The organism is Sinorhizobium sp. GQ132, from assembly GCF_059758575.1.
Genome location: NZ_JCAXDX010000003.1, coordinates 684,162 through 709,206, shown reverse-complemented (window position 1 = coordinate 709,206; position 25,045 = coordinate 684,162). Strand labels below are relative to the sequence as shown.

The following is a 25,045-nucleotide window of genomic DNA, read 5'->3' as shown; positions in this document are numbered from 1 at the left end:
GGCCCGAATCTCAACAGGCCTTAGGCCAGCCAGCGCGCGATGCGGTTCATCGCCTCCTCCATCTCGGTAGCCGCGCCCGCATAGGAAAAGCGCATGGTGCGATGCCCTTCGACGGGATCGAAGTCGAAGCCGGGCGTTGCCGCGACGTCGATCTCGGCCAGCATCCGACGGGCGAAGGCCATGCTGTCATTGGTGAAGCGGCTGACATCCGCATAGGCGTAAAATGCGCCGTCCATTGGCGAGGCGATCGAAAAGCCGATCTGCGGCAGCCGTTCGAGCAGCAATGCCCGGTTCGCGGCATAGGCACGCTTGTAGCCGTCGAGCTCCTCATGCGCGCCGAGAGCCGCCTCCGCGGCAATCTGTGACAGCTCCGGCGGCGAAATATAGAGGCTCTGCGCGATGCGCTCGAAGGCACGCACCCGCGCCTCGGGCAGAACCATCCAGCCGATGCGCCAACCGGTCATGCAGTAATATTTGGAGAAGGAGTTGATCACGACGGCGTCGTCGGCGACTTCAAGCGCCGTCGTCTCCTCCCCGGCGAAAGTAAGGCCGTGATAGATCTCATCGGAGATGAAGGCGATCGAGTGGTCCCGGCAATAGTCGGCGAGCGCCTTCAGCTGCGCCTTTCCGGTCACCGTTCCAGTCGGGTTCGCCGGGCTTGCGAGAAGCACGCCCTTCAACGGTTTTCCGCCACGTGCCGCGGCGCGCTCGAGGCTGTCCGGGGTCAAAGTGAAGCCGGCATCGGCATTGGCTTCGATCTCGACCACTTCGAGCCCGAGCGCGGCCATGATGTTGCGATAGGCGGGATAGCCCGGGCGGGCGATGGCCACGCGATCGCCCGGATCGAACAGGGCGAGAAAAGCGAGATTGAACCCGGCCGACGATCCGGTCGTCACCGCAATCCGCTGCGGATCGAGCGTGATGCCGTGTCGGTTGTGATAGTGAGCGGCAATCGCCCTCTTCAGGGAGAGTGTGCCAAGAGCATCCGTATAGCCGAGCCGACCGTGATCGAGCGCACGCCTTGCTGCATCGAGTGCCGCTTTCGGCGCCGGATGCGCGGGCTGACCGACCGCCATGGATATGACCGGGTGACCGGAATCGCGCCGCCGCGTGGCCTCGGCCAGCACATCCATGGCGTGGAACGGCTCGACTGCGCTGCGTTTCGACATCTGTGCCAAAAGTACGGTCCTCGCAAGTTTCTCAATGCCCTTTGCCCCATCGCTCGCGGCTTCACAAGTCCGCGAACGCCGCAATTCGGCCGATTTTGCCGTTTCGTTTCCCCCCGCCACGCCCTATGCTTCAACCAGTCGGCGCAAGCCGGGACTTGCCGTCGTCTTCAAACTGGCGCATTGACGCAAGCGTGCGGAGCCTACGACCGACATAGAACAGCAGACCACGAGGAAAGAATGACGCTCAAGATGAAGATGATTGCCGCAGCATCCCTGATCGCGCTTGCTGCCGGCGTCGCCCTGCCCGGTCCCGCGGCGGCGCTCGATGCCAAGCAGAAGGAGGAATTCGGCGCCTTCATCAAGGAGTACCTGCTCGCCAATCCGGAGATCATGCTGGAAGTGCAGGAAGCCCTCACCTCCAAGCAGCGGGCCAAGCAGCAGGAAACCGCCCAGGCGGCAATCGCCGACAACAAGAAGGCGATCTTCAACTCTGCCTACGACATTGCCCTCGGCAATCCGGAAGGCGATGTGACGATCGTCGAGTTCTTCGATTACAACTGCGGCTATTGCAAACGGGCTCTGTCCGACATGGACGACATCCTCGCCAAGGACAAGAATGTCCGCTTCGTTCTCAAGGAGCTCCCAATTCTCGGACCGGACTCGCTCGCGGCCCACAAGGTCAGCGCCGCCTTCCGCGTGGTCGCACCAGAGAAATACGGCGATTTCCATCGCGCCCTGCTCGGGGGAGAGGAGCGCGCGACGGAGGAAACCGCGATCGCCGTTGCGGCCAAGCTCGGCGTGACGGAAGCGCAGTTGCGCGAGAAGATGGATGACGGGCCGTATGATGCCTCGATGCGCGAAGCCTATACGCTCGCCAACGAGCTCGGCATCACGGGAACGCCATCCTACGTCGTCGGCAACGAGGCGGTCTTCGGCGCTGTCGGGGCGCCAGAGATCGAACAGAAAGTCGCCAACATGCGTGCGTGCGGCAAGACCGTCTGCTGACGGCCGGCCGGCCACCGCCCCTATAGGAACAGCACGACTTGTGGACAAAGCCCGCTGGTACCCAGGGGGCTTTTCCTCGGGGAACCATCAGTCTATAGGTAACCCTCCATCACCGGACCGGATTCCCTTATGCCTTCGACTATCTTTGTGCTGAACGGCCCAAACCTGAACGCGCTCGGCAAACGCGAACCGGGTATCTATGGCGGCAAGACGCTTGCCGACATCGAAGCGATGTGCAAGGAGGAGGCCAGACACCTCGGCTTCGACGTCGACTTCCGGCAGTCGAACCATGAAGGCACGTTGGTCGACTGGTTACACGAGGCTGGCGAAAAGGCAGTCGGCATCGCCATCAATCCCGCCGCCTACGGACACACCTCCATCGCCATGCACGATGCCATTCGGGCGATCACCGTCCCCGTGGTGGAGCTGCATCTTTCCAATATTCATGCGCGCGAAGAATTCCGGCACAAGTCGATGATCGCGCCAGCCGTCAAAGGCGTTATCTGCGGTTTCGGCGCACAGAGTTACATTCTGGCGCTGCATGCGCTAAAGAACCTGACGGAAAAATCCAAATAAGAAGAACACGAGGCTCATATCCCATGGCTGAAAAGAAACCGGGTATCGATCAGGCGCTGATCCGTGATCTCGCCAATATCCTTAACGATACCGACCTCACCGAGATCGAAGTGGAGCAGGACGATCTGCGCATCCGCGTTTCGCGGAACGGCACGCCTGTTGCCATGTCCATGCCGGCGATGCCCGCCTACCAGGTGCCGCCCGCCATCGCCGCTGGTCAGCCGGCTGGTGCGCCCCAGGGTGCCGCCGAAGGCGGTCACAATGCCAAGAACGCAGTGACGGCCCCCATGGTCGGCACCGCCTATCTCGCCCCGGCTCCGGGCTCCCGCCCCTTCATCGAAGTCGGTGCGGTGGTGAAGGAAGGTCAGACGATCCTGATCATCGAGGCAATGAAGACGATGAACCAGATTCCGGCCCCCCGCTCCGGCAAGGTGACGGAAATTCTCGTGCAGGACGCCGCCCCGGTCGAATATGGCGAACCCCTGATCGTGATCGAATAGGGCACGGTGGCGATGATCTCGAAAATCCTCATTGCCAATCGCGGCGAAATTGCTCTGCGCGTCCTGCGTGCCTGCAAGGAGCTCGGCATCGCGACCGTGGCCGTGCACTCGACGGCGGACAGCGACGCCATGCATGTCCGGCTCGCTGACGAGAGCGTCTGCATCGGCCCGCCGCCTTCGCGCGAGAGCTATCTGAACATCCATCAGATCGTTGCCGCCTGTGAGATCACCGGTGCGGATGCGGTGCATCCGGGTTACGGCTTCCTCTCGGAGAACGCCAAGTTCGCCGATATCCTCGATGCGCACGGCATCACATTCATCGGACCGACTGCCGAGCACATCCGCCTCATGGGCGACAAGATCACCGCCAAGAAGACGGCGGAAGAACTCGGCATTCCGGTGGTTCCGGGCTCCGATGGCGAAGTGAAGCCGGAGAACGCACTGGAGATCGCCCGCCAGATCGGATTCCCCGTGCTGATCAAGGCGACGGCGGGTGGCGGTGGCCGCGGCATGAAGGTCGCCCGCACCGAGGAGGAACTCGAAAACGCGGTTGCGACGGCACGTTCCGAAGCGGCGGCCGCATTCGGCAACGACGCGGTCTACATGGAGAAGTTTCTCGGCAAGCCGCGCCATATCGAAATCCAGGTCGTCGGGGATGGCGAAGGCAATGCGATCCATCTCGGCGAACGCGACTGCTCGCTGCAGCGCCGCCATCAGAAGGTCTGGGAAGAAGCCAATTCCCCGGCCCTGAACGTCGAACAGCGCATGAAGATCGGTCAAATCTGCGCCGACGCGATGAAGAAGTTGAAATATCGCGGCGCCGGCACGATCGAGTTCCTCTACGAGAACGGCGAGTTCTACTTCATCGAGATGAACACGCGCCTGCAGGTCGAACACCCGATTACCGAAGCGATCACCGGGATCGACCTCGTGCACGAGCAGATTCGCGTTGCGTCCGGAGCCGGCCTCTCTGCCAAGCAGGAAGATATCGTCTTCTCCGGTCACGCCATCGAATGCCGCATCAATGCCGAAGATCCGCGCACCTTCGTCCCTTCTCCGGGCACGATCACGCATTTCCACGCCCCGGGCGGCCTCGGTGTGCGCGTCGACAGCGGCGCCTATCAGGGTTACCGCATCCCCCCCTACTATGACAGCCTGATCGGTAAGCTGATCGTCCACGGCCGGACGCGCGTCGAATGCATGATGCGGCTGCGCCGCGTACTCGATGAATTTGTCATCGACGGCATCAAGACGACTCTTCCCCTTTTTCAGGACCTGATCAACAATCAGGATATCGCAAACGGCGATTATGATATCCATTGGCTGGAGCACCATCTGGCCACAACATCCGCATAGGATACGACATTGAAGGAGACGCGCAGCAAACAACCGGATATCACGCCGGACATGTTGTTGCGCGCCTACTCGATCGGCCTCTTCCCCATGGCCGACTCGGCCGACGATCCTGAACTTTTCTGGGTCGAGCCCGAGATCCGCGGCATCATCCCGCTGGACCGGTTTCACGTCTCGCGCAGCCTCGCCAAGGCGATCCGCAGACGTCCCTTCGACATTCGCTTCGATACGGCCTTCACTGAAGTCATGGAGGGGTGCGCTCAGCCCGCACGGGACAGGCCGACGACCTGGATCAACGACACGATCCGCTCCCTCTATGCGGCCCTGCACCAAATGGGCCATGCGCACAGCGTCGAGGCATGGGAGGGAGACGTACTCGTCGGCGGGCTCTACGGCGTTTCACTCGGCGCAGCCTTTTTCGGCGAGAGCATGTTCTCGCGGCGCACCGACGCATCGAAGATCTGCCTCGTCCATCTGGTCGAGCGATTGAGGTCCAAGGGATTTCGGCTCCTCGACACGCAATTCACGACCGAACACCTGAAGTCCTTCGGCGCAGTCGACGTGCCCAAGGCTCAGTACGAAGTTCTGCTCGCGAAAGCCATAGCTTCGCCAAATCTCGAATTCTGAGGATCATGCCTTCTCAAGGGAAGGCTTACGCTTTGCGTCGCTCCGGTGAGTGGCAGGCAAAGAGAGATGGATCGCAGGAGGCGCCTTGCCAAGTGCTCTATTGCTTTGCCGCCGTGTCCGGCGGGGGGACGTCCGACGAGGTCTTGCAGGACTGCAGCCAAACGTCATAGACGGGGTGCTCGACCGCATTGAGCCCCGGGCTGTCGGCAAACATCCAGCCGGTGAAGATGCGGCGGATCTTCCGGTCGAGCGTGATTTCGTCCACCTCCACAAAAGTGGTCGTCTTCGGCGCTTCCGTTTCGTCGCGGCTGTGGCAGACGCGCGGCGTTACCTGCAGCGCACCGAATTGCACCGTTTCGCCGATATAGACGTCAAAACTGGTGATGCGGCCGGTGATCTTGTCGATGCCGGAGAAGACCGCGACGGCGTTGGAAAGGCGCGCCGCCTGCGCGGTTTCGACGGTAGACGTCACCGGAGCGGCAAGGAGAAGGGCAATGGCAGCGAACCGCCCTCCCCGGCCAATCAAATCCCGCAGACAGAAACCCGCCATTACCGCCAATCCCCCGCACATTGCTGTTAGTCCCGGATGGACTTCAGGCGCTAAACCCGAAATGTGGCTGCGCCGTGATCGTCCCGCATGTCGCGGGATGATACCCGAAGAGCCCAGGCTCAGGAGCGCGGCGTCCAGGCGTCGTAGTCGCCGGTCACACGCGGGCGCTTGCCGGCGCCGGCAATCGACCCCTTCGGCCGGTAGGCACCGGGCGTGCCGGTCGGGTTGGCGCGGTGGGGCTTCTGCCACTCGCGGACGACATATTTCTCGTCGGCGGGGGAGACGTCGGTGCGGTGATGCATCCAGCCATGCCAGCCCGGCGGGATCGCAGACGCCTCGGCAGGGCCGTTGTAGATCACCCAACGCCGCGTCCGGCCCTCGGAGTCGGTGCCGCCCTGATAGTAGACGTTGCCGAACTCGTCTTCCCCGACGCGCTGGCCATGGCGCCAGGTGTGAAACCGGGTACCGATCGTCTGTCCGTTCCACCAGGTGAAAATCTGCAGCAGGAGCTTCATAGGCATCGTCCTTTACCGGCCGATGGGAGCCAGCCGGATGTCAAAATCTCGCCCCCGCTTATGCCGCGCCGCTTCCGGCTTGTCCAGTGATTCCGCTCTTTGCTGCGGGGCATTTCACCTGCATCTGGCGGCCGAAGCGGCTGTGTCGCATCGATGCGAGCGGCGTCAAAGGTCAGGATAGACGCTTTTCGAGGATGAGCGCCGGTATGCCGGACTGCTCGTCGCCGCAACTGGATGTTTTTGCGACTTCCACAAATCCATGCGCGCGATAAAAGGCGAGCGCGTGCAGGTTCTGCGGCTCCACCTCCACCCGCATGCGTTCCGCATCCGGGAAGCAGGTCTCGAGCTCCGCGAACATGTCGCGACCGACGCCATGGCGTTGATACTTCGGCAGCACATAGAGCTGGTGCAACACGGCTGTCTTTTCCAGCGACTCGGACATGGCGGCATAGCCCATCCCGGCAAGCTCGCTGCCGTTGTCGGCGACGACAAACTCGGAGTGCTTGCGCTGCAACCGCGCGCGAAGGGCCTCGACGGAATGCCACCTCGCCGTCAGTTCATTGACCTTTTCGACACCGTAGAACGTATCGTAGGTCGCGTGCCACGTCTCGGCAAGCAGAGCGCGAACCTTTTCGAGGTCGCGCTCGCTCGCGGTACGGACGAAGAACATCGTCACTCCTCGATGCCGAGCTTGGATTTTACGAGGGCCTGCACCGCCTGCGGATTGGCCTTGCCGCCGGTCGCCTTCATCACCTGCCCGACGAACCAGCCGGCCAGCGACGGCTTCGCCTTGGCTTTTTCAACCTGGTCGGGATTGGCGGCGATGATCTCGTCGACCGCCTTCTCGATCGCACCGGTGTCGGTTACCTGCTTCATACCGCGGCTCTCGACGATCTCGGCCGGATCGCCTCCCTCGCTCCAGAGGATTTCGAAGAGATCCTTTGCGAGCTTGCCGGAAATGGTGCCGTCCTTGATGAGATCGATGATACCGCCGAGCTGCGCCGGCGAGACCGGCGTTTCCTCGATGGTCTTTCCGGCCTTGTTCAGCGCGCCGAGAAGATCGTTGATCACCCAGTTCGCCGCCGCCTTGCCGTCACGGCCTTCGGCCACGGCTTCGAAGTAATCGGCAATCGCCTTTTCCGAGACGAGAACGGACGCATCGTAAACGGACAGACCGAGATCGCGAACGAAGCGTTCCTTCTTGTCGTCCGGCAATTCGGGAAGATCGGCCTTGAGCGCTTCCACGAAGGCATCGTCGAACTCGAGCGGCAGGAGATCCGGATCGGGGAAGTAGCGGTAGTCGTGCGCCTCTTCTTTCGAACGCATCGAGCGGGTCTCGCCCTTGTTGGCATCGAAGAGACGGGTCTCCTGGTCGATCGCGCCGCCGTCCTCGAGGATGGCGATCTGGCGACGGGCCTCGTATTCGATCGACTGGCCGACGAAGCGGATCGAGTTGACGTTCTTGATTTCGCAGCGCGTGCCGAAAGCTTCGCCCGGGCGGCGAACCGAGACGTTGACGTCCGCGCGCATCGAGCCCTCGTCCATATTGCCGTCGCACGTGCCGAGATAACGCAGGATCGAGCGGAGCTTGGTGAGATAGGCTTTCGCCTCGTCCGACGAACGCAGGTCCGGCTTCGAGACGATCTCCATCAGCGCGACGCCCGACCGGTTGAGGTCGACATAGGACATGGCGGGATGCTGGTCGTGCATCGACTTGCCGGCATCCTGCTCCAGATGCAGGCGCTCGATGCCGATCTCGACGTCTTCGAACTGCCCCTGGCGATCCGGACCGACGGAAATGATGATTTTGCCCTCGCCGACGATCGGATCCTTGTATTGCGAGATCTGATAGCCCTGCGGCAGGTCCGGATAGAAATAGTTCTTCCGGTCGAAGATCGAGCGATTGTTGATCTTTGCCTTCAAGCCGAGGCCGGTGCGCACGGCCTGCTTGACGCATTCCTCGTTGATGACCGGAAGCATGCCGGGCATTGCGGCATCGACCAGCGACACATTGGCGTTCGGCTCCGACCCGAACTCGGTCGACGCACTGGAGAACAGCTTCGAATTGCTCAGCACCTGCGCATGGACTTCCATGCCGATGATGACCTCCCAGTCGCCGGTGGCGCCTGGAATGAAGCGTTTCGGATCAGGAGTGCGGACGTCGACGATGCTCATGTCATGCTCTTCTTTGAAGCCTGAATTCGTGGTTTCTCGGTAGAGCAATTGATCCCACGGTGCAAGCTTGTAAGGCGCGGCCGCACATGGGGCACTGGACAATGCCGGCTCTCGCAGCCGGTCATTGCAACCTTGACGATTGCGCGGCGATCTCCTAGAAAGCGCGATATCCGACAGGAGTCTTTATGTTCCATCAGTCTGAGTCCCGCTAAGGGCCCTGCCCGCTTCCACTGAAAAGCGCGCATGGGCCGGAAACGTAAACCCCGCTCTTCTCACGAAGAACGGAACGTTTTCCTGCGTTCTGACGAACGCCATTCCGGAACACTCCAACGATGGACATTTCACGCGCCGAACAGCGCATTCTTCACCATTTGGCCCAGGGCGGCCGCATTGAAATCACCCGCGAAGGCAAGGCGATCGCGGACGTTCGCTGCTTTACGAGAGACGGCTGGGTCTATCCCGGTGTCGATCTCGAGCTTTTCCGTAAGCTGAAACGAAAGAGAGCGATCAAGTCGTCGGCCGGTAAGCCCTATCGCATCACCGAACGCGGACTGCATCTGGTCAGATCGGAGCTCAACAACCGCTGAGCGCCGGCGATCCGAATTGCACCGGATGCCGGAGATATCGTCTCCGGTGTCCGATGCGGTCGGTGTTGCCGCGATTTCGACGGATTACGTCTCTTTACGCCGTCACCACCACTTGGACGGCGTGAAGCGGCCGGCGGCCTGTTCGATGACATGGGCCGTCTTGAACAGCGTTTCTTCTTCGAAGGGCTTGCCGATGAGCTGCAGACCGAGCGGCAGCCCCTTGCGGTCGAGCCCGCCCGGCACCGCAATACCCGGAAGGCCGGCCATGTTCACCGTCACGGTGAAGATGTCGTTCAGGTACATCTTCACCGGATCGGATGCGAGGTCCTCGTCGGCAATGCCGAAGGCGGAGGACGGCGTGGCCGGCGTCAGGATCGCATCGACACCCGCCTGGAAGGCGAGCTCGAAGTCGCGCTTGATCAATGTGCGGACCTTCTGCGCGCGCAGGTAATAGGCATCGTAATAGCCGGCGGAAAGCACATAGGTGCCGATCATGATACGGCGCTTGACCTCCTGGCCGAAGCCGGCGGCGCGCGTCTTCTCATACATGTCGATGATGTCCTTGCCGTCGACGCGCAGGCCGTAGCGAACGCCGTCGTAACGCGCGAGGTTGGACGACGCTTCGGCCGGAGCGACGATGTAGTAAGCGGGCAGCGCGTATTTCGTATGCGGCAGCGAGATATCGACGATTTCGGCGCCGGCGTCCCTGAGCCAGGCGATGCCCTGCTGCCAGAGCGCCTCGATATCCTCCGGCATGCCGTCGACGCGGTATTCCTTCGGAATGCCGATCCGCATGCCCTTGATCGACTGGCCGATCGAGGCTTCGTAATCCGGCACCGGCAGATCGACGGAGGTCGTGTCCTTCGGATCGATGCTCGCCATCGACTTCAACAGGATCGCCGCATCGCGCACGTCGCGGGCGATCGGGCCCGCCTGGTCGAGCGACGAGGCGAAGGCGACGACGCCCCAGCGCGAGCAGCGGCCATAGGTCGGCTTGATGCCGACGGTGCCGGTGAACGCCGCCGGCTGGCGAATCGAGCCGCCCGTATCGGTCGCGGTGGCGCCGGCGCAAAGACGCGCCGCGACCGCGGCCGCAGACCCGCCGGAAGAGCCGCCCGGAACCAGGTCCAGATTCGAGCCTTTAGCGCGCCACGGGTTCTTGACCGGTCCGTAATAGGAGGTCTCGTTAGACGAGCCCATCGCGAACTCGTCCATGTTAAGCTTGCCGAGCATGACTGCGCCGTCGTTCCACAGGTTCTGGGTCACGGTCGATTCGTAGCGCGGCTCGAAGCCGTCGAGTATGTGGCTGCACGCCTGCGTGTGGATGCCCTCCGTGCCGAAGAGATCCTTGATACCAAGCGGGATGCCCTCGAGCGCGCCGGCCTTACCGGCCGCGATGCGGGCGTCCGATGCCTTCGCCATCTCGCGCGCCTTTTCCGGCGTGACGGCGACATAGGCATTGATCGTCTGGTTGGCTGCCTCGATCGCGGCAAGATAGGCGTCGGTCAACTCGACCGCGGTGATCTCCTTGGCGGAAAGCTTCGCGCGGGCTTCGGCGATCGTGAGGCTCGTAAGGTCGGTCATGGTGCAATCGGACTTTCGCATTCAAAACGGCGGGGCGGACGGCGGGTGGTTATTCGACCACCTTCGGAACGAGGAAGAAGTTGCGATCCGAGTTCGGCGCGTTTGCGACAATGTCGTCCGCCTTGTCACCATCCGCGACGATGTCGTCGCGCTTTTTCATCTTCATCGGCATCACCGACGTCATCGGCTCGACTCCGTCGACATCGACTTCGGAGAGCTGCTCGACGAAGCCCAGGATACCGTTGAGTTCGCCGGTCATCCGCTCGGCTTCCTCATCGCTGACAGCGATGCGGGCAAGGCGCGCGACGCGCTTCACGGTGGCAAGATCTACGGACATGATCGTCTCCGGTATCGCAAAGTTTCCCCCGCTATAAAGGCGAGTTGCACAACGTGCAACTCGCGAATAGCGCCGACCGGTTTCCGGCTGGGCTGCGCTCCTCTTCAGAGGGTTACTGCGCCACCGACCTCGGGGATGGCGACCAATGTCGAGGCACCGTCCATGCCCGCAACGAAGGTCTCCGGCGTCTGGTCGATGATCGGGAAGGAGCCATAGTGGCAAGGGATCGCCGTGTTGAACTTGAAGTAACGCTGGCATGCGAGCGCGGCCACGGCACCGCCCATGGTGAAACGGTCGCCGATCGGCACGATGCCGATTTCCGGCTCGTGCAGTTCCTGCACGAGCGCCATGTCGGAGAAGATGTCCGTGTCGCCCATGTGATAGAGCGTCGGCTCGTCGTCGAAATGGAGAACAAGGCCATTGGCGTTGCCGAGCGAATGCGAAACGCCGTCGTCGGTGATCTGCGCCGACGAGTGCAGCGCGTTGACGAATGTGGCGGTGAAGCTCCCGAGCTGAATGGTTCCGCCCGTATTGCCCGGCTCCAGCTTCGAAATACCCTGCCGGCCGAGCCACATGCAAAGGTCGAAATTGGCAAGGACCGTCGCGCCCGTTTCCTTGGCTATGGCAACGGTGTCGCCGACGTGGTCGCCGTGGCCGTGGGTGAGCAGAATGTGGGTCAGCCCCGCCGTTGCGGCCTTGCGCTCCTCGTCCCGAAAGGCGGGATTGCCGGTGAAAAACGGATCTATCAGGATTTTGGCTTTCGCCGTTTCGATGTGGAAGGCGGAATGTCCCAGCCATTTGATGTTCATGATGTTCTCCTCAGATCGCGCGCGGCACCCCAGACGAGTCGGGCGATAAAATCGTTCGATTTATGTCTAGGACAAGCATATGGATCAGACCAGCGCACTGGAAAGATCGAATCGGTAAATCCCATGGCAATTCTCACGATGGAGGAACTCGCGGAGCGGCTGCCGCCCTATAGGTCGGTGGCCGGCCTGGATCTCGGGACGAAAACGATCGGCCTTTCGGTTTCCGATCTGGGGCGGCGCTTTGCGACGCCGCGCGATGTGATCCGCCGCGTCAAGTTCGGCGCCGACGCGCAGGCGCTCCTGGCCTTTGCGGAGAAGGAAGGGATCGCGGCCTTCATCATCGGCTTGCCGGTGAACATGGACGGATCCGAGGGGCCGCGCTGCCAGGCGACGCGGGCCTTCGTGCGCAATATGGGGGAAAAGACGGATATCCCCTTCGTCCTATGGGACGAACGCCTGTCGACGGTGGCAGCCGAGCGGGTCCTGATCGAAATGGACGTATCGCGTAAAAAGCGGGCCGAACGTATCGACTCGGCAGCCGCTTCCTTCATTCTTCAGGGAGCGCTGGATAGATTGGCATCGCTGGCGAGAGGCGCTTCCGGCGATCGTGACGCACCGTAACGGCGCCGATACCAGGCCGCGATCTGCCGCCGCTTCCTGAGCGCGACAAGGCCGAACACGATCAGGCTGTCGACGATCATGGCCCGGGCGACGAGCGGCGGAATGGTTTCCGGCGGCATTCCCAGGATATTCCCGTAAACCCGGAAGACGAGCTCATGCGCCTCCCGCGTCAGCATGAAGACGCCGAAGCTCATGTCGTAGTAGGAGAGCCCGTACCAGCCCGTAAGCAGCATCACGGGACCGCCCCAGAAGATCAGCAACCACTTCATGAGGCGCCCCTCTCCGGCTGATGGCCGCGCAGAAGCGAGCTGATCGCACGATCAAGCAGGACGAATGTGGTCAGGACGGTCGCGAGGCTCGCTATATCGAGCGCCAGGCCGGCAAAAAACATCACCATGATGATCAGCAAGGCAGCTCTCATCGGCCGCTCCGTTCCATCCTTGAAAAAATCGCACCGCCAGTATCTCCGCCTCTGAGGCAGAAGCGCAACGTAAACCATTTGTTAAGGTTAATATTCACGGTAAACGCCGGCTTGCGGCCGGCGGTCCAGCGGCCTACAGCGAGTTCTGCGCACCTCATAAGAATGCGCGGCGCTACGTGCTTGAACCTGCCTGGAGCCCTGATGACCATCGTCTTCGAAAGCATTCTGCCCGTCTTCCTGCTCGTGCTCCTTGGTGTCGCGCTCCGACGCTCTACGCTTGTCGACCAGGGGCTATGGATCGGGCTCGAGCAGTTCGGCTATTATTTTCTCTTTCCCGCGCTGCTCTTCTCGACGCTGGCGAAGGCGGACTTGGCCGGACTCGAGGCCGATGCGACGGCCGTCGCTACGGTCGGCAGCGTGACATTGATGTCGGCCGCCCTCCTCTCGGCCTGGCCTCTGCTGCGTCGAAGCGGCATTTCGGGCCCCACCTTCACGTCGGTCTTCCAGACGGCCACGCGATGGAATGCCTTCATTGCACTGGCGGTCGCTGAAAAACTCTTCGGCGCGGTTGGACTCAGCCTGACGGCCCTCGTCATGGCACTGCTCATCATCCCGATCAATTTCTACAATATCGCCGTTCTGACCTGGTTCGGCGGCGGCAGCCGTGGCATCGGTTTTTTCTTTTTGAAGATCATCACCAATCCCCTGATCATCTCGTCGGCGCTCGGGATATTGTTCAACTTGACGGGCATCGAACTCTATGAGCCGGTGATGACGGCGGTCGACATGCTGGCGAGCGCTTCGCTCGGGCTTGGGCTGATCCTGGTCGGGGCCGGCCTCAAGGTCGCCGACGCCCTGAGCCCGAGCATCCCAGCCCTCTTCGCGGTCGTGCTCAAGCTGATCGTCATGCCGCTGTTCATGGTGGGCGGCAGCGCGCTTCTCGGCATCCGGGGGGATGCCCTGCTGGTCATCGCCGTGGGTGCGGCCGTCCCCACCGCCATGAACGGCTATCTTCTGGCCAAACAGATGGGGGGTGACGCGGAGCTTTACGCCTCCGTCGCCACGATCCAGACGGCGGCCTCCTTCCTGACGATACCGCTCGTGCTCTTCGTTACGGGCTATGTCGCCGCCGGATAGAGCAGGTCCAGGACATAGGCCGAATCGAAGCGCGAATCGAGCATGCCGTAAGTCGAGCGCCAGCCGGCGGCCAGGCGCGATTCCAGAAACGCATCGGCGATGCGCCCGGCCCCGAGCCTGTAGAGTTCGGCAGCAGCCGCCGCCAGCGCCAGTTGCTCGACCAGCATGCGTGCCGCGCCCTCGTCACGCTCGCAGAGCGACATGGCGGCACGCAGTACCTCGATCGTCTTGCGCCCGGCGGGACCCAGATCGCGGCCGATCGTTGCGAAGAGCTGCTCGAACAGTTCCTTGCGGCGCCCGAGCACCCGCAGGACGTCGAGCGCCATAACGTTGCCGGAGCCTTCCCAGATCGCATTGACCGGCGCTTCGCGGTAGTGGCGCGCAAGCGCCCGCTCCTCGACATAGCCGTTGCCGCCCATGCACTCCATGGCCTCGTAGATCAGCGCGGGGGCGATCTTGCAGCACCAGTATTTCGCGACCGGCGTCATGATGCGGGCATAAGCGGCATCCTCGGCGCTGCCATGGGCATTATCGAAGGCTTCCGCCAGGCGGAACGACAGCGCGCTTGCGGCCGCGACATCCAGGGCCATGTCGGCGAGCACTCTGGTCATCATCGGCTGGCTGACAAGCGCTTTGCCGAAAACCTTGCGGCCGCGGGTATGATGGACGGCTTCGGCGAGCGATGCGCGCATCATGCCGGCCGAGGCCAGCGCGCAGTCGAGCCGGGTCAGCGTCACCATGTCCAGAATCGTACGGATACCGGCATCCGGCGTACCGAGCAGGAAACCGAAAGTGTCGGAAAACTCGACCTCGGAGGACGCATTGGAACGGTTGCCCAGCTTGTCCTTCAGGCGCTGGAAACGCAGGCCGTTGGCCCCACCGTCCTCCAGCAGCCGTGGGACCAGGAAGCAGCCGAGCCCCTCCCGGGTCTGTGCCAGCATCACGAAAGCGTCGCTCATCGGCGCGGACATGAACCATTTGTGTCCGGTGAGGCGATAAATGCCCTCCCCCACCCGTTCGGCCGTGGAGGTATTGGCGCGCACGTCCGTGCCGCCCTGCTTCTCGGTCATGCCCATGCCGATCGTGACCGCGGATTTCTGCATCCACGGCCGATTGGACGAATCATATTTGCGCGAGAGTATCTTCGGCGCCCATTCCTTCTGAACGGCGGGGGAAGCGGTAATCGCCGCGACCGAGGCACTCGTCATCGTCAGCGGGCAGAGATGGCCGCATTCGAGCTGCGCGGTCAGATAGAAGCGGATCGCCCTTACCTTGTGCGAGCGGCCACGCTCATCGGGCAGGTTCTCCCAGGCGGAAGAATGCAGGCCGGTCGTCATGGATCGGCGCATCAGCGCATGCCAGGCGGGATGGAACTCGACGACGTCAAGGCGCTCGCCGCGCGGCCCGTGCGTCTTCAGCTTCGGCACGCCTTCATTGGCCATCCGGGCCAGTTCCTGCGCCTCGGGCGAAGTCACATAGCGCCCAAGCCCATCGAACTCGTCGCGCAGCGTCTTCGGCATGCTGGACGTGATGTCGACCACCAGCGGGTCGGAGCGAAAGGCGTTGACACCGGACCAGGGCTTTGGCTGGTTCAGTTCTGCAAGTTTCTGTTCTGTCCGGTTCATCTGATTCATGGGCCGGTTTTAGAGCCTTTCCTGTCTAAATGGAAACAATTCTGTCGGCCCAAGTTTTCTTCGGAACGGGCGGCGCGCCGCTTGCCGCGCCGGGGTCCACGTTCTATAGAGCGACCGAATTCCAGAAATGCAAGGGCGGCCCATGATCACCTTCCCGCATCGCCACCTGCTCGGCATCAAGGGGCTGACGGAACAGGATATCACGCTCCTGCTCGATCGCGCCGACGAGGCCGTCAAGATCTCTCGACAGAGGGAGAAAAAGACCTCCTCGCTGCGCGGGCTCACGCAGATCAATCTGTTCTTCGAAGCCTCGACCCGGACCCAGTCTTCATTCGAGCTCGCCGGAAAGCGGCTCGGCGCCGACGTCATGAACATGTCCGTCGGCAATTCCTCGGTGAAGAAAGGCGAGACGCTGATCGATACGGCGATGACGCTGAACGCCATGCACCCGGACGTGCTGGTCGTTCGCCACTCGTCGGCCGGGGCCGCCTCGCTGCTTGCCCAGAAGGTCTCCTGCTCGGTCGTCAACGCCGGCGACGGCCAGCACGAACACCCGACTCAGGCGCTGCTCGACGCGCTGACGATCCGGCGCGCTAAAGGCAAGCTCTCGCGGATCATCGTGGCGATCTGCGGCGACGTTCTCCACTCGCGCGTCGCCCGCTCCAACATCCTGCTTTTGAACCAGATGGGCGCCCGTGTGCGGGTCGTCGCGCCGGCGACGCTGCTTCCCGCCGGCATCGCCGAGATGGGCGCCGAGGTCTACCACTCCATGGCCGAGGGCCTCAAGGATGCGGACGTGGTGATGATGCTGAGGCTCCAGCGCGAGCGCATGGCCGGCTCATTCGTGCCTTCGGTGCGCGAATACTTTCATTACTACGGGCTGGACGCCGAGAAGCTCAAGGTCGCGAAGGACGACGCGCTCGTCATGCATCCGGGGCCGATGAACCGCGGCGTCGAGATCGCCTCGGAGATCGCCGACGGGCCGCAAAGCGTGATCGAACAGCAGGTCGAGATGGGCGTCGCCGTGCGCATGGCCGTGATGGAAACATTGCTTCTCTCCCAGAACCAGGGGCCGCGCCTATGACCAGACCACTCGTTCTGCAGAACCTCCGCATCGTCGATCCTTCTCGGAACCTCGACGAAACCGGCACCATCATCGTCGGGGACGACGGCCGTATCCTCGCGGCGGGGAAGGATGCGCAGAACCAGGGCGTACCTGCGGGCGCCTTCGTCAAGGACTGCGCCGGTCTCACCGCCGTTCCGGGCCTGGTCGATGCGCGCGTCTTCGTCGGCGAACCGGGCAGCGAACATCGCGAGACGATCGAGTCGGCCTCGCGTGCCGCGGCGACCGGCGGCGTCACTTCTTTCATCGCCATGCCGGACACCGATCCGGTGATCGACGATATGGCGCTGGTCGAATTCGTGCAGAAGACCGCGCGCGACAAGGCGCTCGTCAACGTGCATCCGGCGGCGGCCCTGACCAAGGGACTGCTCGGCCAGGAGATGACCGAGATCGGGCTGCTTCGCGATGCGGGCGCCGTCTGCTTCACCAATGGGCGACAGCCGGTGCACGATACGCTCGTGCTTCGCCGCGCGATGACCTACGCGCGCGAGTTCGGTGCCGTCGTCGCGCTCGAGACCCGAGATAAGTATCTCGGCGCCAACGGCGTCATGAATGAAGGACTGCTGGCGAGTTGGCTCGGCCTTCCCGGCGTTCCGCGCGAAGCCGAGATCATTCCGCTCGAACGCGACCTGCGCATCGCCGGCCTTACGCGTGCGGCCTATCACGCAGCCGAAATCTCCGTTCCCGAATCGGCCGAGACCATTCGCATCGCCCGCGAGAACGGCACCAACGTCACCTGCGGGATCTCGATCAATCACCTGACTCTGAACGAGAACGACATCGGCGAGTACAGGACTTTCTTCAAACTCTCGCCGCCTTTGCGCACCGAGGACGATCGCGTCGCAATGGTCGAGGCGCTGGCCGACGGAACGATCGATATCATCGTCTCGTCCCATGATCCCCAGGATGTCGACACCAAGCGCCTGCCCTTCGCGGATGCGGCGGACGGGGCGATCGGTCTCGAAACACTGGCGGCAGCGGCGCTGCGGCTCTACCACAGCGGCGAAGTGCCGCTGATGCGGCTGATCGATGCTCTGTCCACCCGCCCGGCCGTGATCTTCGGCCTGGATGCCGGCACGCTGAAGCCCGGCGCCCGGGCCGACATCGCCGTCATCGACCTTGACGAGCCTTGGGTTCTCCACAAGGAGACACTCGTCTCACGCTCCAAGAACACGCCTTTCGAAAATGCACGCTTTACCGGACGGGTCGTCCAAACCTATGTTGCGGGCGAACTCGTGCATTCGGCATAACCGGCGCGGGTCAGCGGAAGGGGGGACCGGTGGACATGTTTTCCTGGCAGTTGGGGCTGCCTTCGACGCTCGCATGCCTTGTTTTCGGTTATCTGCTGGGCTCGATCCCGTTCGGCCTCATCCTGACGCGGATGGCCGGCCTCGGTGACGTACGCAAGATCGGCTCCGGCAATATCGGCGCGACGAACGTGCTCAGAACCGGCAACAAGAAGCTTGCCGCCACGACGCTGCTGCTGGATGCCCTGAAGGGCACGGCTGCCGCGGCGGTCGCATCCTACTGGGGTGTCGAAGCGGGCATCGCCGCCGGTTTTGCCGCCTTTATCGGGCACTTGTTTCCGGTCTGGCTTTCGTTCCGGGGCGGCAAGGGCGTTGCCACCTATATCGGCGTGCTGCTCGGCCTCGTGCCGGTGATGGTGCTCCTCTTCGCCGTCATCTGGCTGGCAATGGCAAAGATCACGCGCTACTCATCCCTGTCGGCGCTCGTCGCTACCGCTGTCGTCCCCATCGCGCTCTATGCAGCCGGCCACGGCAAGGTGGCCGTGCTCTTCGCGGTCATGACGGCCATCGCCTGGATCAAGCACCGCGCCAACATCCAGCGCCTTCTGAGCGGCACCGAAAGCCGGATCGGAGAAAAGGGCTGATGCCGCCGGGCGCTCGACGTGCCGGGATGGCGCTGAGCGAACGGCAGAAAATCGCATGGTTGCGGCTGATCCGAAGCGACAATGTCGGCCCCGCAACCTTCCGCGATCTGATCAGCCATTTCGGCACTGCAGAGGCGGCGCTCGAGGCGCTGCCGGAACTTTCGCGTCGTGGCGGGGTGGACCGGTCCTTCCGCGTCGCCACGGTGGACGAAGCCGAGCGAGAACTCGAGGCCGCACACCGGTTCGGCGCCGTGTTCGTGGGCATTGGCGAGCCCGATTACCCGGATGCGCTCAGACAGATCGACGGCGCCCCGCCGCTTCTCGCGACGAAGGGCAATTTGAAGGCGGCGGCCCGCCCCTCGCTTGGGATCGTCGGTTCACGCAATGCCTCGGTCAGCGGCGCGAAGTTCGCGGCGATGATCGCCCGCGACGCCGGAGCTGCCGGCTATGTCATTACATCAGGGCTCGCCCGCGGCATCGACACCGCCGCCCACCGCGCCAGTCTGCGGACAGGCACGATCGCCGTGCTCGCGGGTGGCCTCGACCGCCCCTACCCGCCGGAAAATCTCGGCCTGCTGCAGGAAATCGTCTCCGGCGAGGGGCTGGCGGTCAGCGAGATGCCCTTCGGCTGGGAACCGCGCGCCCGGGATTTCCCGAGGCGGAACCGGCTCGTCGCGGGCATCAGCCTCGGTGTTGCGATCGTCGAGGCCGCGAGCCGCTCAGGGTCACTGATCACTGCGCGTTACGCCGCCGATTTCGGCCGGCTGGTCTTTGCCGTGCCCGGGTCGCCTCTCGATCCGCGCTGTCACGGCACCAACGACCTCTTGAAACAGGGCGCGACCGTCACGACCTCTTCGGCGGACGTGATCGAGGCACTGGCGCCTCTCAGCCGCGACGATCTTTTCTCGCGGCTGGACCTGAAGGAACCGGGTATCGAGGAACCGCGATCGACGCCGCCGGCCCCGGACGACACCGATCGCGCGCGCGTCGTCCAGGCTCTGGGGCCGACCCCAGTCGAGATCGACGATCTCATTCGATATACGGGGCTTGCCGCACCGCAGATCCATATGGTGCTCGTCGAACTGGATCTTGCCGGTCAGCTCTGCCGGCACGGAGGCAATCTCGTATCGCTTGCGACCGCCGAATGACGGCCAGGATCCGCCGCTCCGCCGCCCCAAAGACAACGGCAAGAAAGACGACCACCGGTTGAGCCGAATCGAATGTTGCCGCTTGGTTGCGGTCGAGCGCGATATAGCTATTTTCGATCAAACCCCTTGACCGCGCCCGAATCCCTGTCCATGTCGTGGCGTCGGTATTGGCGCGCAGGGTCGCCAAACAAGTTGTCTCAGAGAATGTCGATGAATGTTGTAGTGGTGGAATCGCCTTCCAAGGCCAAGACGATCAACAAGTACCTGGGCCCAGGCTACAAGGTGCTTGCCTCGTTCGGCCATGTGCGTGACCTGCCTGCCAAGGACGGATCGGTTCGCCCCGACGAAGACTTCGAGATGTCCTGGGAGGTCGACGGCGCCTCCGCCAAGCGGATGAAGGACATCGCCGATGCGGTGAAATCGTCCGACGGTCTCATTCTCGCAACCGACCCCGACCGCGAGGGCGAGGCGATCTCCTGGCATGTGCTCGACCTTCTCAGGAAGAAGAAGGTCATCGGCGACAAACCGGTCAAGCGCGTCGTCTTCAATGCGATCACCAAGAAGGCCGTGCTCGATGCGATGGCCGAACCCCGCGACATCGATGCCTCGCTGGTCGACGCATATCTCGCACGCCGCGCTCTCGACTACCTCGTCGGCTTCAATCTTTCGCCCGTGCTCTGGCGCAAGCTGCCGGGCGCACGCTCCGCGGGCCGCGTGCAATCGGTGGCGCTGCGCCTCGTCTGTGACCGCGAGGCGGAAATCGAGCGCTTCGTCACCGAAGAATACTGGAACATCTCGGCGCTTCTGAAGACGCCGCGCGGCGACGAATTCGAAGCGCGCCTCGTTTCGGCCGACGGCAAGCGGCTGCCGCCGAAGGCGATCGGCAATGGCGAGGAAGCCAACCGGTTGAAGTCCCTGCTCGACGGCGCGAGCTACGTGGTAGAGAGCGTCGAGGCAAAGCCGGTCAAGCGCAACCCCTCCCCGCCCTTCACCACTTCGACGCTGCAGCAGGCCGCCTCCTCGAAACTCGGCTTCTCGGCATCGCGCACCATGCAGGTTGCGCAGAAGCTCTATGAAGGCGTCGATATCGGCGGAGAAACCGTAGGTCTCATCACCTATATGCGTACGGACGGCGTGCAGATGGCGCCGGAAGCGATCGCCGCCGCGCGCCAGGCGATCGGCAGCCAGTTCGGAGAGCGCTATCTTCCGGAAAAGCCGCGCTTCTATTCCACCAAGGCAAAGAACGCCCAGGAAGCGCACGAGGCCATTCGCCCGACGGATTTCGACCGCACGCCGGACCAGGTTCGGCGCTTCCTCGACGGCGACATGCTCAGACTCTACGATCTCGTCTGGAAGCGCGGCATCGCGAGCCAGATGGCATCTGCGGAGATCGAGCGCACCACCGCCGAGATCGTTGCCGACAATGCCGGCAAGAAGGCGGGCCTCAGGGCAACCGGTTCGGTCATCCGCTTCGACGGCTTCATCGCAGCCTATACCGACATGAAGGAAGACGGCGAGCAGTCGGATGACGGCGACGAGGGCGGCCGCCTTCCGGAAATCAACGCGCGCGAAAATCTTGCCAAGCAGAAGATCAACGCCAGCCAGCACTTCACCGAGCCGCCGCCGCGCTATTCGGAAGCGACGCTCATCAAGAAGATGGAAGAGCTCGGCATCGGCCGTCCGTCCACCTATGCGGCGACCGTCACGACCCTCATCGACCGCGACTATGTGGAAATCGACAAGCGCAAGCTGGTGCCGCAGGCGAAGGGCCGTCTGGTCACGGCGTTCCTCGAAAGCTTCTTCACCCGCTATGTCGAATATGACTTCACCGCATCGCTCGAGGAGAAACTGGACCAGATTTCGGCGGGCGAGCTCAACTGGAAGGACGTGCTGCGCGACTTCTGGAAGGACTTCTTCTCCCAGATCGAGGACACCAAGGAACTGCGCGTCACCAACGTGCTCGATGCGCTCAACGAGGAATTGGCACCGCTCGTGTTCCCGAAGCGGGAAGATGGCGGCGACCCGCGCCTTTGTCAGGTCTGCGGCACCGGCAAACTGTCCCTGAAACTCGGAAAGTACGGCGCTTTCGTCGGATGCTCCAACTACCCGGAATGCAACTACACGCGGCAACTCTCCTCCGACAGCAGCGGTGACGCCGAAGCAGCCGCAGCGAACGAGCCGCAAAGCCTCGGCAAGGATCCGCATACCGGCGAGGAGATCACGCTGCGCAACGGCCGCTTCGGCCCCTATGTCCAGCGCGGCGACGGCAAGGAGGCGAAGCGTGCCAGCCTGCCGAAGGGCTGGACGCCTGCAACGATCGATCATGAGAAGGCCCTGGCTCTTCTCTCCTTGCCGCGCGACATCGGGCCGCATCCGGAAAGTGGAAAGATGATCTCCACCGGCATCGGCCGTTATGGCCCCTTCGTGCTTCACAACGGTACCTATGCCAATCTGGAGTCGGTCGAAGACGTCTTCTCGATCGGTCTGAACCGCGCGATTTCCGTCCTCGCCGACAAGCAGTCCAAGGGCGCCGGCGGCGGTCGCACTGCCGCGGCGGCCCTCAAGGAGCTTGGGGAACATCCGGACGGCGGCGCGATTACTGTTCGCGACGGACGCTTCGGACCCTATGTCAACTGGGGCAAGGTGAATGCCACGCTGCCGAGGGGCAAGGACCCGCAATCGGTGACGGTCGAGGAGGCGCTTGCGCTCATCGCCGAACGCGAAGCGAAGGGCGGCGTGACCAAGGGCAAGGCGGCAAAGGGAAAATCGGCCGCAGGAAAATCGGCAGGAGCGAAGTCTGCCAAGGCTGCATCGGCCGGAACCGCGAAAGCGGAGAAGCCGAAATCAGCAACGAAGACGAAAACGAAAGCGGCCGCGAAGGCCAAGAAGGACTGACTTTGACCAGGATTCCGCGCGACCCGACCGAAACGCCCGCAAAGGGCGCAGGCAAGAAGTCCGGCCGCGCGGCCAGGACGGCACCGGCCGGAGAAAAGGAGACGATCGTTCACGGCGTCGTTCCTTCCCGCGAGGTGCTGATGCGCTTCATCGCCGAGAACCCGCAACACGCCTCGAAGCGCGATATCGCCAAGGCGTTCGGCCTGAAGGGCGAAGCACGGGTAGAACTCAAGGGATTGCTGCGCTCGCTCGAGGAGGACGGACTCCTCGACAAGAAGCGCAAGTCGCTCGTTCGCCCCGGCGGGCTCCCGCCCGTCACCGTTCTTGACATTACCATTCGCGATGTCGATGGCGACCTGATCGGCCGCCCGGCCGAGTGGCTCGACGACGACGGCGTCGCGCCCGCAGTCCTGATCAAGCAATCAAGCGTCGCCAGGGCCAAGGGCAAGACGCCCGTAGGCGGTCTCGGCGACCGGGTGCTCGCAAAGATTTTCCCGGCCAAGGAACGTGGCGGCCCCGCCTATACCGCGCGTATCATCAAGGTGCTCGACAAGCGCAAGGACGCGGTGCTCGGCGTCTTCCGCGCCACGCCGGGCGGTGGCGGCCGACTGATGCCGATCGACAAGCGCGGCGAGGAACTTCTCATCGATCCGGACTTCACCGGCGACGCCAAGGAAGGCGATCTCGTCGAAGCGCATCTCTCGCGGATCGGCCGCTACGGTCTGCCGCGCGCGCAGGTGCAGAACGTCATCGGCTCGGTCGCATCCGAAAAGGCGATCTCGATGATCGCCATCCATGCGCATGGTATTCCGCACGTCTTTCCGGAGAGGGTGTTGCAGGAGGCGGAAGCCGCGCGTCCTGCAACAATGGCCCATCGCGAGGATTGGCGCACCCTGCCGCTCATCACCATAGACCCGGCAGACGCCAAGGATCACGACGACGCGGTCTACGCGGAGCCGGATCCGTCGCCGGACAATCCAGGCGGCGTCATCGTCACCGTCGCGATCGCCGACGTCTCCTGGTACGTCCGGGCACGCTCGGCGCTCGATCTCGAGGCGTTGAAACGCGGCAACTCGGTCTATTTTCCGGACCGGGTCGTACCGATGCTGCCCGAGCGCATATCCAACGACCTCTGCTCGCTGAAGGAAGGCGTCGACCGCCCGGCGCTTGCGGTCCGGATGCGCTTTTCCAAGGAAGGCCGCAAGGCCGGCCATACGTTTCACCGCATCATGATGCGGAGCGCGGCCAAGCTCTCGTACCAACAGGCGCAGACCGCGATCGACGGTGCTCCCGACGACAAGACCGGCCCCATACTGGATACGATCCTCAAACCGCTCTGGGACGCCTATCGTATCCTCACACGCGGAAGGGAGCGCCGTCAGCCGCTCGAACTCGACGTGCCGGAGCGCAAAATCATCCTGAAACCGGACGGAACGGTCGATCGGGTGTTCGTGCCGGAACGCCTCGATGCGCACAAGCTCATCGAAGAGATGATGATACAGGCGAATGTCGCCGCCGCCGAGACGCTGGAACAGAAACGTCAGGTTCTGATCTATCGTGTCCACGACCAACCCTCGCTCGCCAAGCAGGAGAGCCTTCGCGAATTCCTGGCGACACTCGAGATCGCGCTCGCCAAAGGTGGCAACATGCGGGCGAACCATTTCAACGGGATTCTCGCCAAGGCCGACGGAAAACCTTACGAGACGATCGTGAACCAGATGGTGCTGCGCTCGCAAAGCCAGGCGATCTACAGCCCGGAAAATATCGGTCATTTCGGCCTGAACCTGTTGCGCTACGCCCACTTCACCTCGCCGATCCGGCGCTACGCGGATCTGATCGTACACCGCGCGCTCGTTTCCGCGCTCGGGCTCGGCGAAGGCGGCATCATGCCCGAGGAAGAAGCGACGCTCGACGATATCGCCGCCGAAATCTCGACCTTCGAGCGGCGCGCCATGGCGGCTGAACGCGATACCGTCGATCGCCTGATCGCCCATCATCTGAACGGCCGCGTCGGCGAAGAGTTCGACGGACGGGTTTCCGGCGTCACCAAGGCGGGACTATTTGTCACTCTCCCCGCCTATGGCGCCGACGGATTCATCCCTATATCTACGCTCGGGCGCGACTATTTCATCTATGATGAAGCGCATCAGGCCCTTTCCGGCGAGAAGTCCGGGCTGGGCTACCGTCTCGGGGACCCGGTGCAGGTCAAGCTTGTCGAAGCGGTGCCGTTGGCCGGTGCACTCCGCTTCGAAATGCTGAGCGAGGGACGAAAGATGCCGACGGCAATGCGCTCCTTCCACAAGGCCGGCCGCCGCGACCGGACGGGCGCGCGCAAACGGCCGGGGACGCGGCCGCCCCGCGGCAGGCACTGACAGCCGGACGCGCGAC

Annotated in this window: 25 protein-coding genes; 14 read left to right on the top strand and 11 right to left on the bottom strand. The window is 63.1% G+C overall.

The genetic code is table 11. From position 1 onward, the window contains the following. Positions 1-20: 20 nt before the first annotated feature. A complete protein-coding gene (locus AC6CIG_RS11665; RefSeq protein ID WP_018094894.1) occupies positions 21-1,178 on the bottom strand; it encodes a pyridoxal phosphate-dependent aminotransferase in 1,158 nt (385 codons plus the stop codon). Positions 1,179-1,406: 228 nt separating this feature from the next. On the opposite strand from AC6CIG_RS11665, the gene AC6CIG_RS11660 reads away from it, so the two are divergent. The 5 genes from AC6CIG_RS11660 (at position 1,407) to aat (ending at position 5,230) form a co-directional block, all read left to right on the top strand. Beyond that, on the top strand, positions 1,407-2,174 hold the full coding sequence (locus tag AC6CIG_RS11660; RefSeq protein ID WP_018094892.1) for a DsbA family protein: 768 nt from the start codon (positions 1,407-1,409) through the stop codon (positions 2,172-2,174). Positions 2,175-2,303: 129 nt separating this feature from the next. Next, positions 2,304-2,750 (top strand): type II 3-dehydroquinate dehydratase, encoded by a 447-nt coding sequence (gene aroQ, locus AC6CIG_RS11655; RefSeq protein ID WP_018094891.1) that lies wholly within the window; start codon positions 2,304-2,306, stop codon positions 2,748-2,750. Between the two features lie 23 nt (positions 2,751-2,773). Continuing rightward, positions 2,774-3,250 (top strand): acetyl-CoA carboxylase biotin carboxyl carrier protein, encoded by a 477-nt coding sequence (gene accB, locus AC6CIG_RS11650; RefSeq protein WP_003533074.1) that lies wholly within the window; start codon positions 2,774-2,776, stop codon positions 3,248-3,250. 12 nt (positions 3,251-3,262) lie between these two features. After that, positions 3,263-4,606: an acetyl-CoA carboxylase biotin carboxylase subunit gene (gene accC, locus AC6CIG_RS11645; protein WP_018094890.1), complete on the top strand. Its 1,344-nt coding sequence runs from the start codon at positions 3,263-3,265 to the stop codon at positions 4,604-4,606. 9 nt (positions 4,607-4,615) lie between these two features. Beyond that, the gene (aat, locus tag AC6CIG_RS11640) at positions 4,616-5,230 is read left to right on the top strand and encodes a leucyl/phenylalanyl-tRNA--protein transferase (protein WP_127709242.1); all 615 of its coding nucleotides are present in this window, start codon (positions 4,616-4,618) and stop codon (positions 5,228-5,230) included. Positions 5,231-5,327: 97 nt separating this feature from the next. Here aat and AC6CIG_RS11635 read toward each other — a convergent pair whose 3' ends face one another. From AC6CIG_RS11635 to gatB, 4 genes are all read right to left on the bottom strand, one after another. Beyond that, the gene (locus AC6CIG_RS11635) at positions 5,328-5,780 is read right to left on the bottom strand and encodes a DUF2155 domain-containing protein (protein ID WP_275596405.1); all 453 of its coding nucleotides are present in this window, start codon (positions 5,778-5,780) and stop codon (positions 5,328-5,330) included. Between the two features lie 119 nt (positions 5,781-5,899). Continuing rightward, a complete protein-coding gene (locus tag AC6CIG_RS11630) occupies positions 5,900-6,295 on the bottom strand; it encodes an NADH:ubiquinone oxidoreductase subunit NDUFA12 (RefSeq protein ID WP_018094887.1) in 396 nt (131 codons plus the stop codon). Between the two features lie 172 nt (positions 6,296-6,467). Continuing rightward, entirely contained in the window at positions 6,468-6,965 is a 498-nt protein-coding gene (locus AC6CIG_RS11625) for a GNAT family N-acetyltransferase (protein WP_018094886.1), read from the bottom strand. 2 nt (positions 6,966-6,967) lie between these two features. Beyond that, complete coding sequence (gene gatB, locus AC6CIG_RS11620) at positions 6,968-8,470, bottom strand: Asp-tRNA(Asn)/Glu-tRNA(Gln) amidotransferase subunit GatB (protein ID WP_018094885.1); 1,503 nt, start codon at positions 8,468-8,470, stop codon at positions 6,968-6,970. 332 nt (positions 8,471-8,802) lie between these two features. Here gatB and AC6CIG_RS11615 point away from each other — a divergent pair, with 332 nt between their 5' ends. Further along, complete coding sequence (locus AC6CIG_RS11615; protein ID WP_018094884.1) at positions 8,803-9,057, top strand: YjhX family toxin; 255 nt, start codon at positions 8,803-8,805, stop codon at positions 9,055-9,057. 102 nt (positions 9,058-9,159) lie between these two features. Here the strand turns inward: AC6CIG_RS11615 and gatA are convergent, their stop codons facing one another. The 3 genes from gatA to AC6CIG_RS11600 all read right to left on the bottom strand — a co-directional run bounded on the left by gatA (position 9,160) and on the right by AC6CIG_RS11600 (position 11,787). Beyond that, positions 9,160-10,641 (bottom strand): Asp-tRNA(Asn)/Glu-tRNA(Gln) amidotransferase subunit GatA, encoded by a 1,482-nt coding sequence (gene gatA, locus AC6CIG_RS11610; RefSeq protein WP_127709244.1) that lies wholly within the window; start codon positions 10,639-10,641, stop codon positions 9,160-9,162. A gap of 49 nt (positions 10,642-10,690) precedes the next feature. Then, complete coding sequence (gene gatC / locus AC6CIG_RS11605; protein WP_003533050.1) at positions 10,691-10,978, bottom strand: Asp-tRNA(Asn)/Glu-tRNA(Gln) amidotransferase subunit GatC; 288 nt, start codon at positions 10,976-10,978, stop codon at positions 10,691-10,693. Between the two features lie 104 nt (positions 10,979-11,082). Then, complete coding sequence (locus AC6CIG_RS11600; protein ID WP_018094882.1) at positions 11,083-11,787, bottom strand: metal-dependent hydrolase; 705 nt, start codon at positions 11,785-11,787, stop codon at positions 11,083-11,085. A gap of 123 nt (positions 11,788-11,910) precedes the next feature. Here AC6CIG_RS11600 and ruvX point away from each other — a divergent pair, with 123 nt between their 5' ends. After that, positions 11,911-12,408, top strand: coding sequence for a Holliday junction resolvase RuvX (gene ruvX, locus AC6CIG_RS11595; protein ID WP_018094881.1), 498 nt, complete (start codon positions 11,911-11,913; stop codon positions 12,406-12,408). Here the strand turns inward: ruvX and AC6CIG_RS11590 are convergent. Together AC6CIG_RS11590 and AC6CIG_RS11585 are read right to left on the bottom strand one after the other, a co-directional pair. After that, positions 12,342-12,677 (bottom strand): DUF6105 family protein, encoded by a 336-nt coding sequence (locus AC6CIG_RS11590; RefSeq protein WP_018094880.1) that lies wholly within the window; start codon positions 12,675-12,677, stop codon positions 12,342-12,344. The genes ruvX and AC6CIG_RS11590 overlap by 67 nt on opposite strands. Further along, on the bottom strand, positions 12,674-12,829 hold the full coding sequence (locus AC6CIG_RS11585) for a hypothetical protein (protein ID WP_127709248.1): 156 nt from the start codon (positions 12,827-12,829) through the stop codon (positions 12,674-12,676). Before AC6CIG_RS11585 ends, AC6CIG_RS11590 begins: the two co-directional genes overlap by 4 nt. 201 nt (positions 12,830-13,030) lie before the next feature. On the opposite strand from AC6CIG_RS11585, the gene AC6CIG_RS11580 reads away from it, so the two are divergent. Beyond that, on the top strand, positions 13,031-13,966 hold the full coding sequence (locus tag AC6CIG_RS11580; protein ID WP_127709250.1) for an AEC family transporter: 936 nt from the start codon (positions 13,031-13,033) through the stop codon (positions 13,964-13,966). Here AC6CIG_RS11580 and AC6CIG_RS11575 read toward each other — a convergent pair. Next, positions 13,948-15,600, bottom strand: coding sequence for an acyl-CoA dehydrogenase family protein (locus AC6CIG_RS11575; RefSeq protein ID WP_018094879.1), 1,653 nt, complete (start codon positions 15,598-15,600; stop codon positions 13,948-13,950). The two genes, AC6CIG_RS11580 and AC6CIG_RS11575, sit on opposite strands and share 19 nt — an antisense overlap. Positions 15,601-15,742: 142 nt before the next feature. Here AC6CIG_RS11575 and AC6CIG_RS11570 point away from each other — a divergent pair, with 142 nt between their 5' ends. From AC6CIG_RS11570 to rnr, 6 genes are all read left to right on the top strand, one after another. Next, positions 15,743-16,684 (top strand): aspartate carbamoyltransferase catalytic subunit, encoded by a 942-nt coding sequence (locus AC6CIG_RS11570; protein WP_003533035.1) that lies wholly within the window; start codon positions 15,743-15,745, stop codon positions 16,682-16,684. Continuing rightward, the gene (locus AC6CIG_RS11565) at positions 16,681-17,973 is read left to right on the top strand and encodes a dihydroorotase (RefSeq protein WP_127709252.1); all 1,293 of its coding nucleotides are present in this window, start codon (positions 16,681-16,683) and stop codon (positions 17,971-17,973) included. The genes AC6CIG_RS11570 and AC6CIG_RS11565 overlap by 4 nt, the downstream gene beginning before the upstream one ends. A gap of 29 nt (positions 17,974-18,002) precedes the next feature. Further along, positions 18,003-18,614 carry a glycerol-3-phosphate 1-O-acyltransferase PlsY gene (gene plsY, locus AC6CIG_RS11560; RefSeq protein WP_127709254.1) on the top strand — a complete coding sequence of 204 codons (612 nt, stop codon included), beginning with the start codon at positions 18,003-18,005 and terminating at the stop codon, positions 18,612-18,614. After that, positions 18,614-19,762, top strand: coding sequence for a DNA-processing protein DprA (gene dprA / locus AC6CIG_RS11555; RefSeq protein WP_127709256.1), 1,149 nt, complete (start codon positions 18,614-18,616; stop codon positions 19,760-19,762). The genes plsY and dprA overlap by 1 nt, the downstream gene beginning before the upstream one ends. Positions 19,763-19,972: 210 nt before the next feature. Beyond that, positions 19,973-22,657 (top strand): type I DNA topoisomerase, encoded by a 2,685-nt coding sequence (gene topA / locus AC6CIG_RS11550; protein WP_020487473.1) that lies wholly within the window; start codon positions 19,973-19,975, stop codon positions 22,655-22,657. 2 nt (positions 22,658-22,659) lie between these two features. Further along, positions 22,660-25,029: a ribonuclease R gene (gene rnr / locus AC6CIG_RS11545; RefSeq protein ID WP_437408988.1), complete on the top strand. Its 2,370-nt coding sequence runs from the start codon at positions 22,660-22,662 to the stop codon at positions 25,027-25,029. Positions 25,030-25,045 lie beyond the last annotated feature (16 nt).

Coding starts and splice junctions, on each gene's coding strand:
- AC6CIG_RS11615 (WP_018094884.1), top strand. CDS start 8,803: ATGGACATTTCACGCGCCGAACAGCGCATTCTTCACCATTTGGCCCAG.
- AC6CIG_RS11635 (WP_275596405.1), bottom strand. CDS start 5,780: ATGGCGGGTTTCTGTCTGCGGGATTTGATTGGCCGGGGAGGGCGGTTC.
- AC6CIG_RS11630 (WP_018094887.1), bottom strand. CDS start 6,295: ATGAAGCTCCTGCTGCAGATTTTCACCTGGTGGAACGGACAGACGATC.
- aroQ (WP_018094891.1), top strand. CDS start 2,304: ATGCCTTCGACTATCTTTGTGCTGAACGGCCCAAACCTGAACGCGCTC.
- accC (WP_018094890.1), top strand. CDS start 3,263: ATGATCTCGAAAATCCTCATTGCCAATCGCGGCGAAATTGCTCTGCGC.
- AC6CIG_RS11575 (WP_018094879.1), bottom strand. CDS start 15,600: ATGAATCAGATGAACCGGACAGAACAGAAACTTGCAGAACTGAACCAG.
- AC6CIG_RS11570 (WP_003533035.1), top strand. CDS start 15,743: ATGATCACCTTCCCGCATCGCCACCTGCTCGGCATCAAGGGGCTGACG.
- dprA (WP_127709256.1), top strand. CDS start 18,614: ATGCCGCCGGGCGCTCGACGTGCCGGGATGGCGCTGAGCGAACGGCAG.
- AC6CIG_RS11625 (WP_018094886.1), bottom strand. CDS start 6,965: ATGTTCTTCGTCCGTACCGCGAGCGAGCGCGACCTCGAAAAGGTTCGC.
- AC6CIG_RS11660 (WP_018094892.1), top strand. CDS start 1,407: ATGACGCTCAAGATGAAGATGATTGCCGCAGCATCCCTGATCGCGCTT.
- accB (WP_003533074.1), top strand. CDS start 2,774: ATGGCTGAAAAGAAACCGGGTATCGATCAGGCGCTGATCCGTGATCTC.
- AC6CIG_RS11585 (WP_127709248.1), bottom strand. CDS start 12,829: ATGAGAGCTGCCTTGCTGATCATCATGGTGATGTTTTTTGCCGGCCTG.
- ruvX (WP_018094881.1), top strand. CDS start 11,911: ATGGCAATTCTCACGATGGAGGAACTCGCGGAGCGGCTGCCGCCCTAT.
- AC6CIG_RS11600 (WP_018094882.1), bottom strand. CDS start 11,787: ATGAACATCAAATGGCTGGGACATTCCGCCTTCCACATCGAAACGGCG.
- topA (WP_020487473.1), top strand. CDS start 19,973: ATGAATGTTGTAGTGGTGGAATCGCCTTCCAAGGCCAAGACGATCAAC.
- gatA (WP_127709244.1), bottom strand. CDS start 10,641: ATGACCGACCTTACGAGCCTCACGATCGCCGAAGCCCGCGCGAAGCTT.
- AC6CIG_RS11590 (WP_018094880.1), bottom strand. CDS start 12,677: ATGAAGTGGTTGCTGATCTTCTGGGGCGGTCCCGTGATGCTGCTTACG.
- gatC (WP_003533050.1), bottom strand. CDS start 10,978: ATGTCCGTAGATCTTGCCACCGTGAAGCGCGTCGCGCGCCTTGCCCGC.
- AC6CIG_RS11580 (WP_127709250.1), top strand. CDS start 13,031: ATGACCATCGTCTTCGAAAGCATTCTGCCCGTCTTCCTGCTCGTGCTC.
- gatB (WP_018094885.1), bottom strand. CDS start 8,470: ATGAGCATCGTCGACGTCCGCACTCCTGATCCGAAACGCTTCATTCCA.
- AC6CIG_RS11565 (WP_127709252.1), top strand. CDS start 16,681: ATGACCAGACCACTCGTTCTGCAGAACCTCCGCATCGTCGATCCTTCT.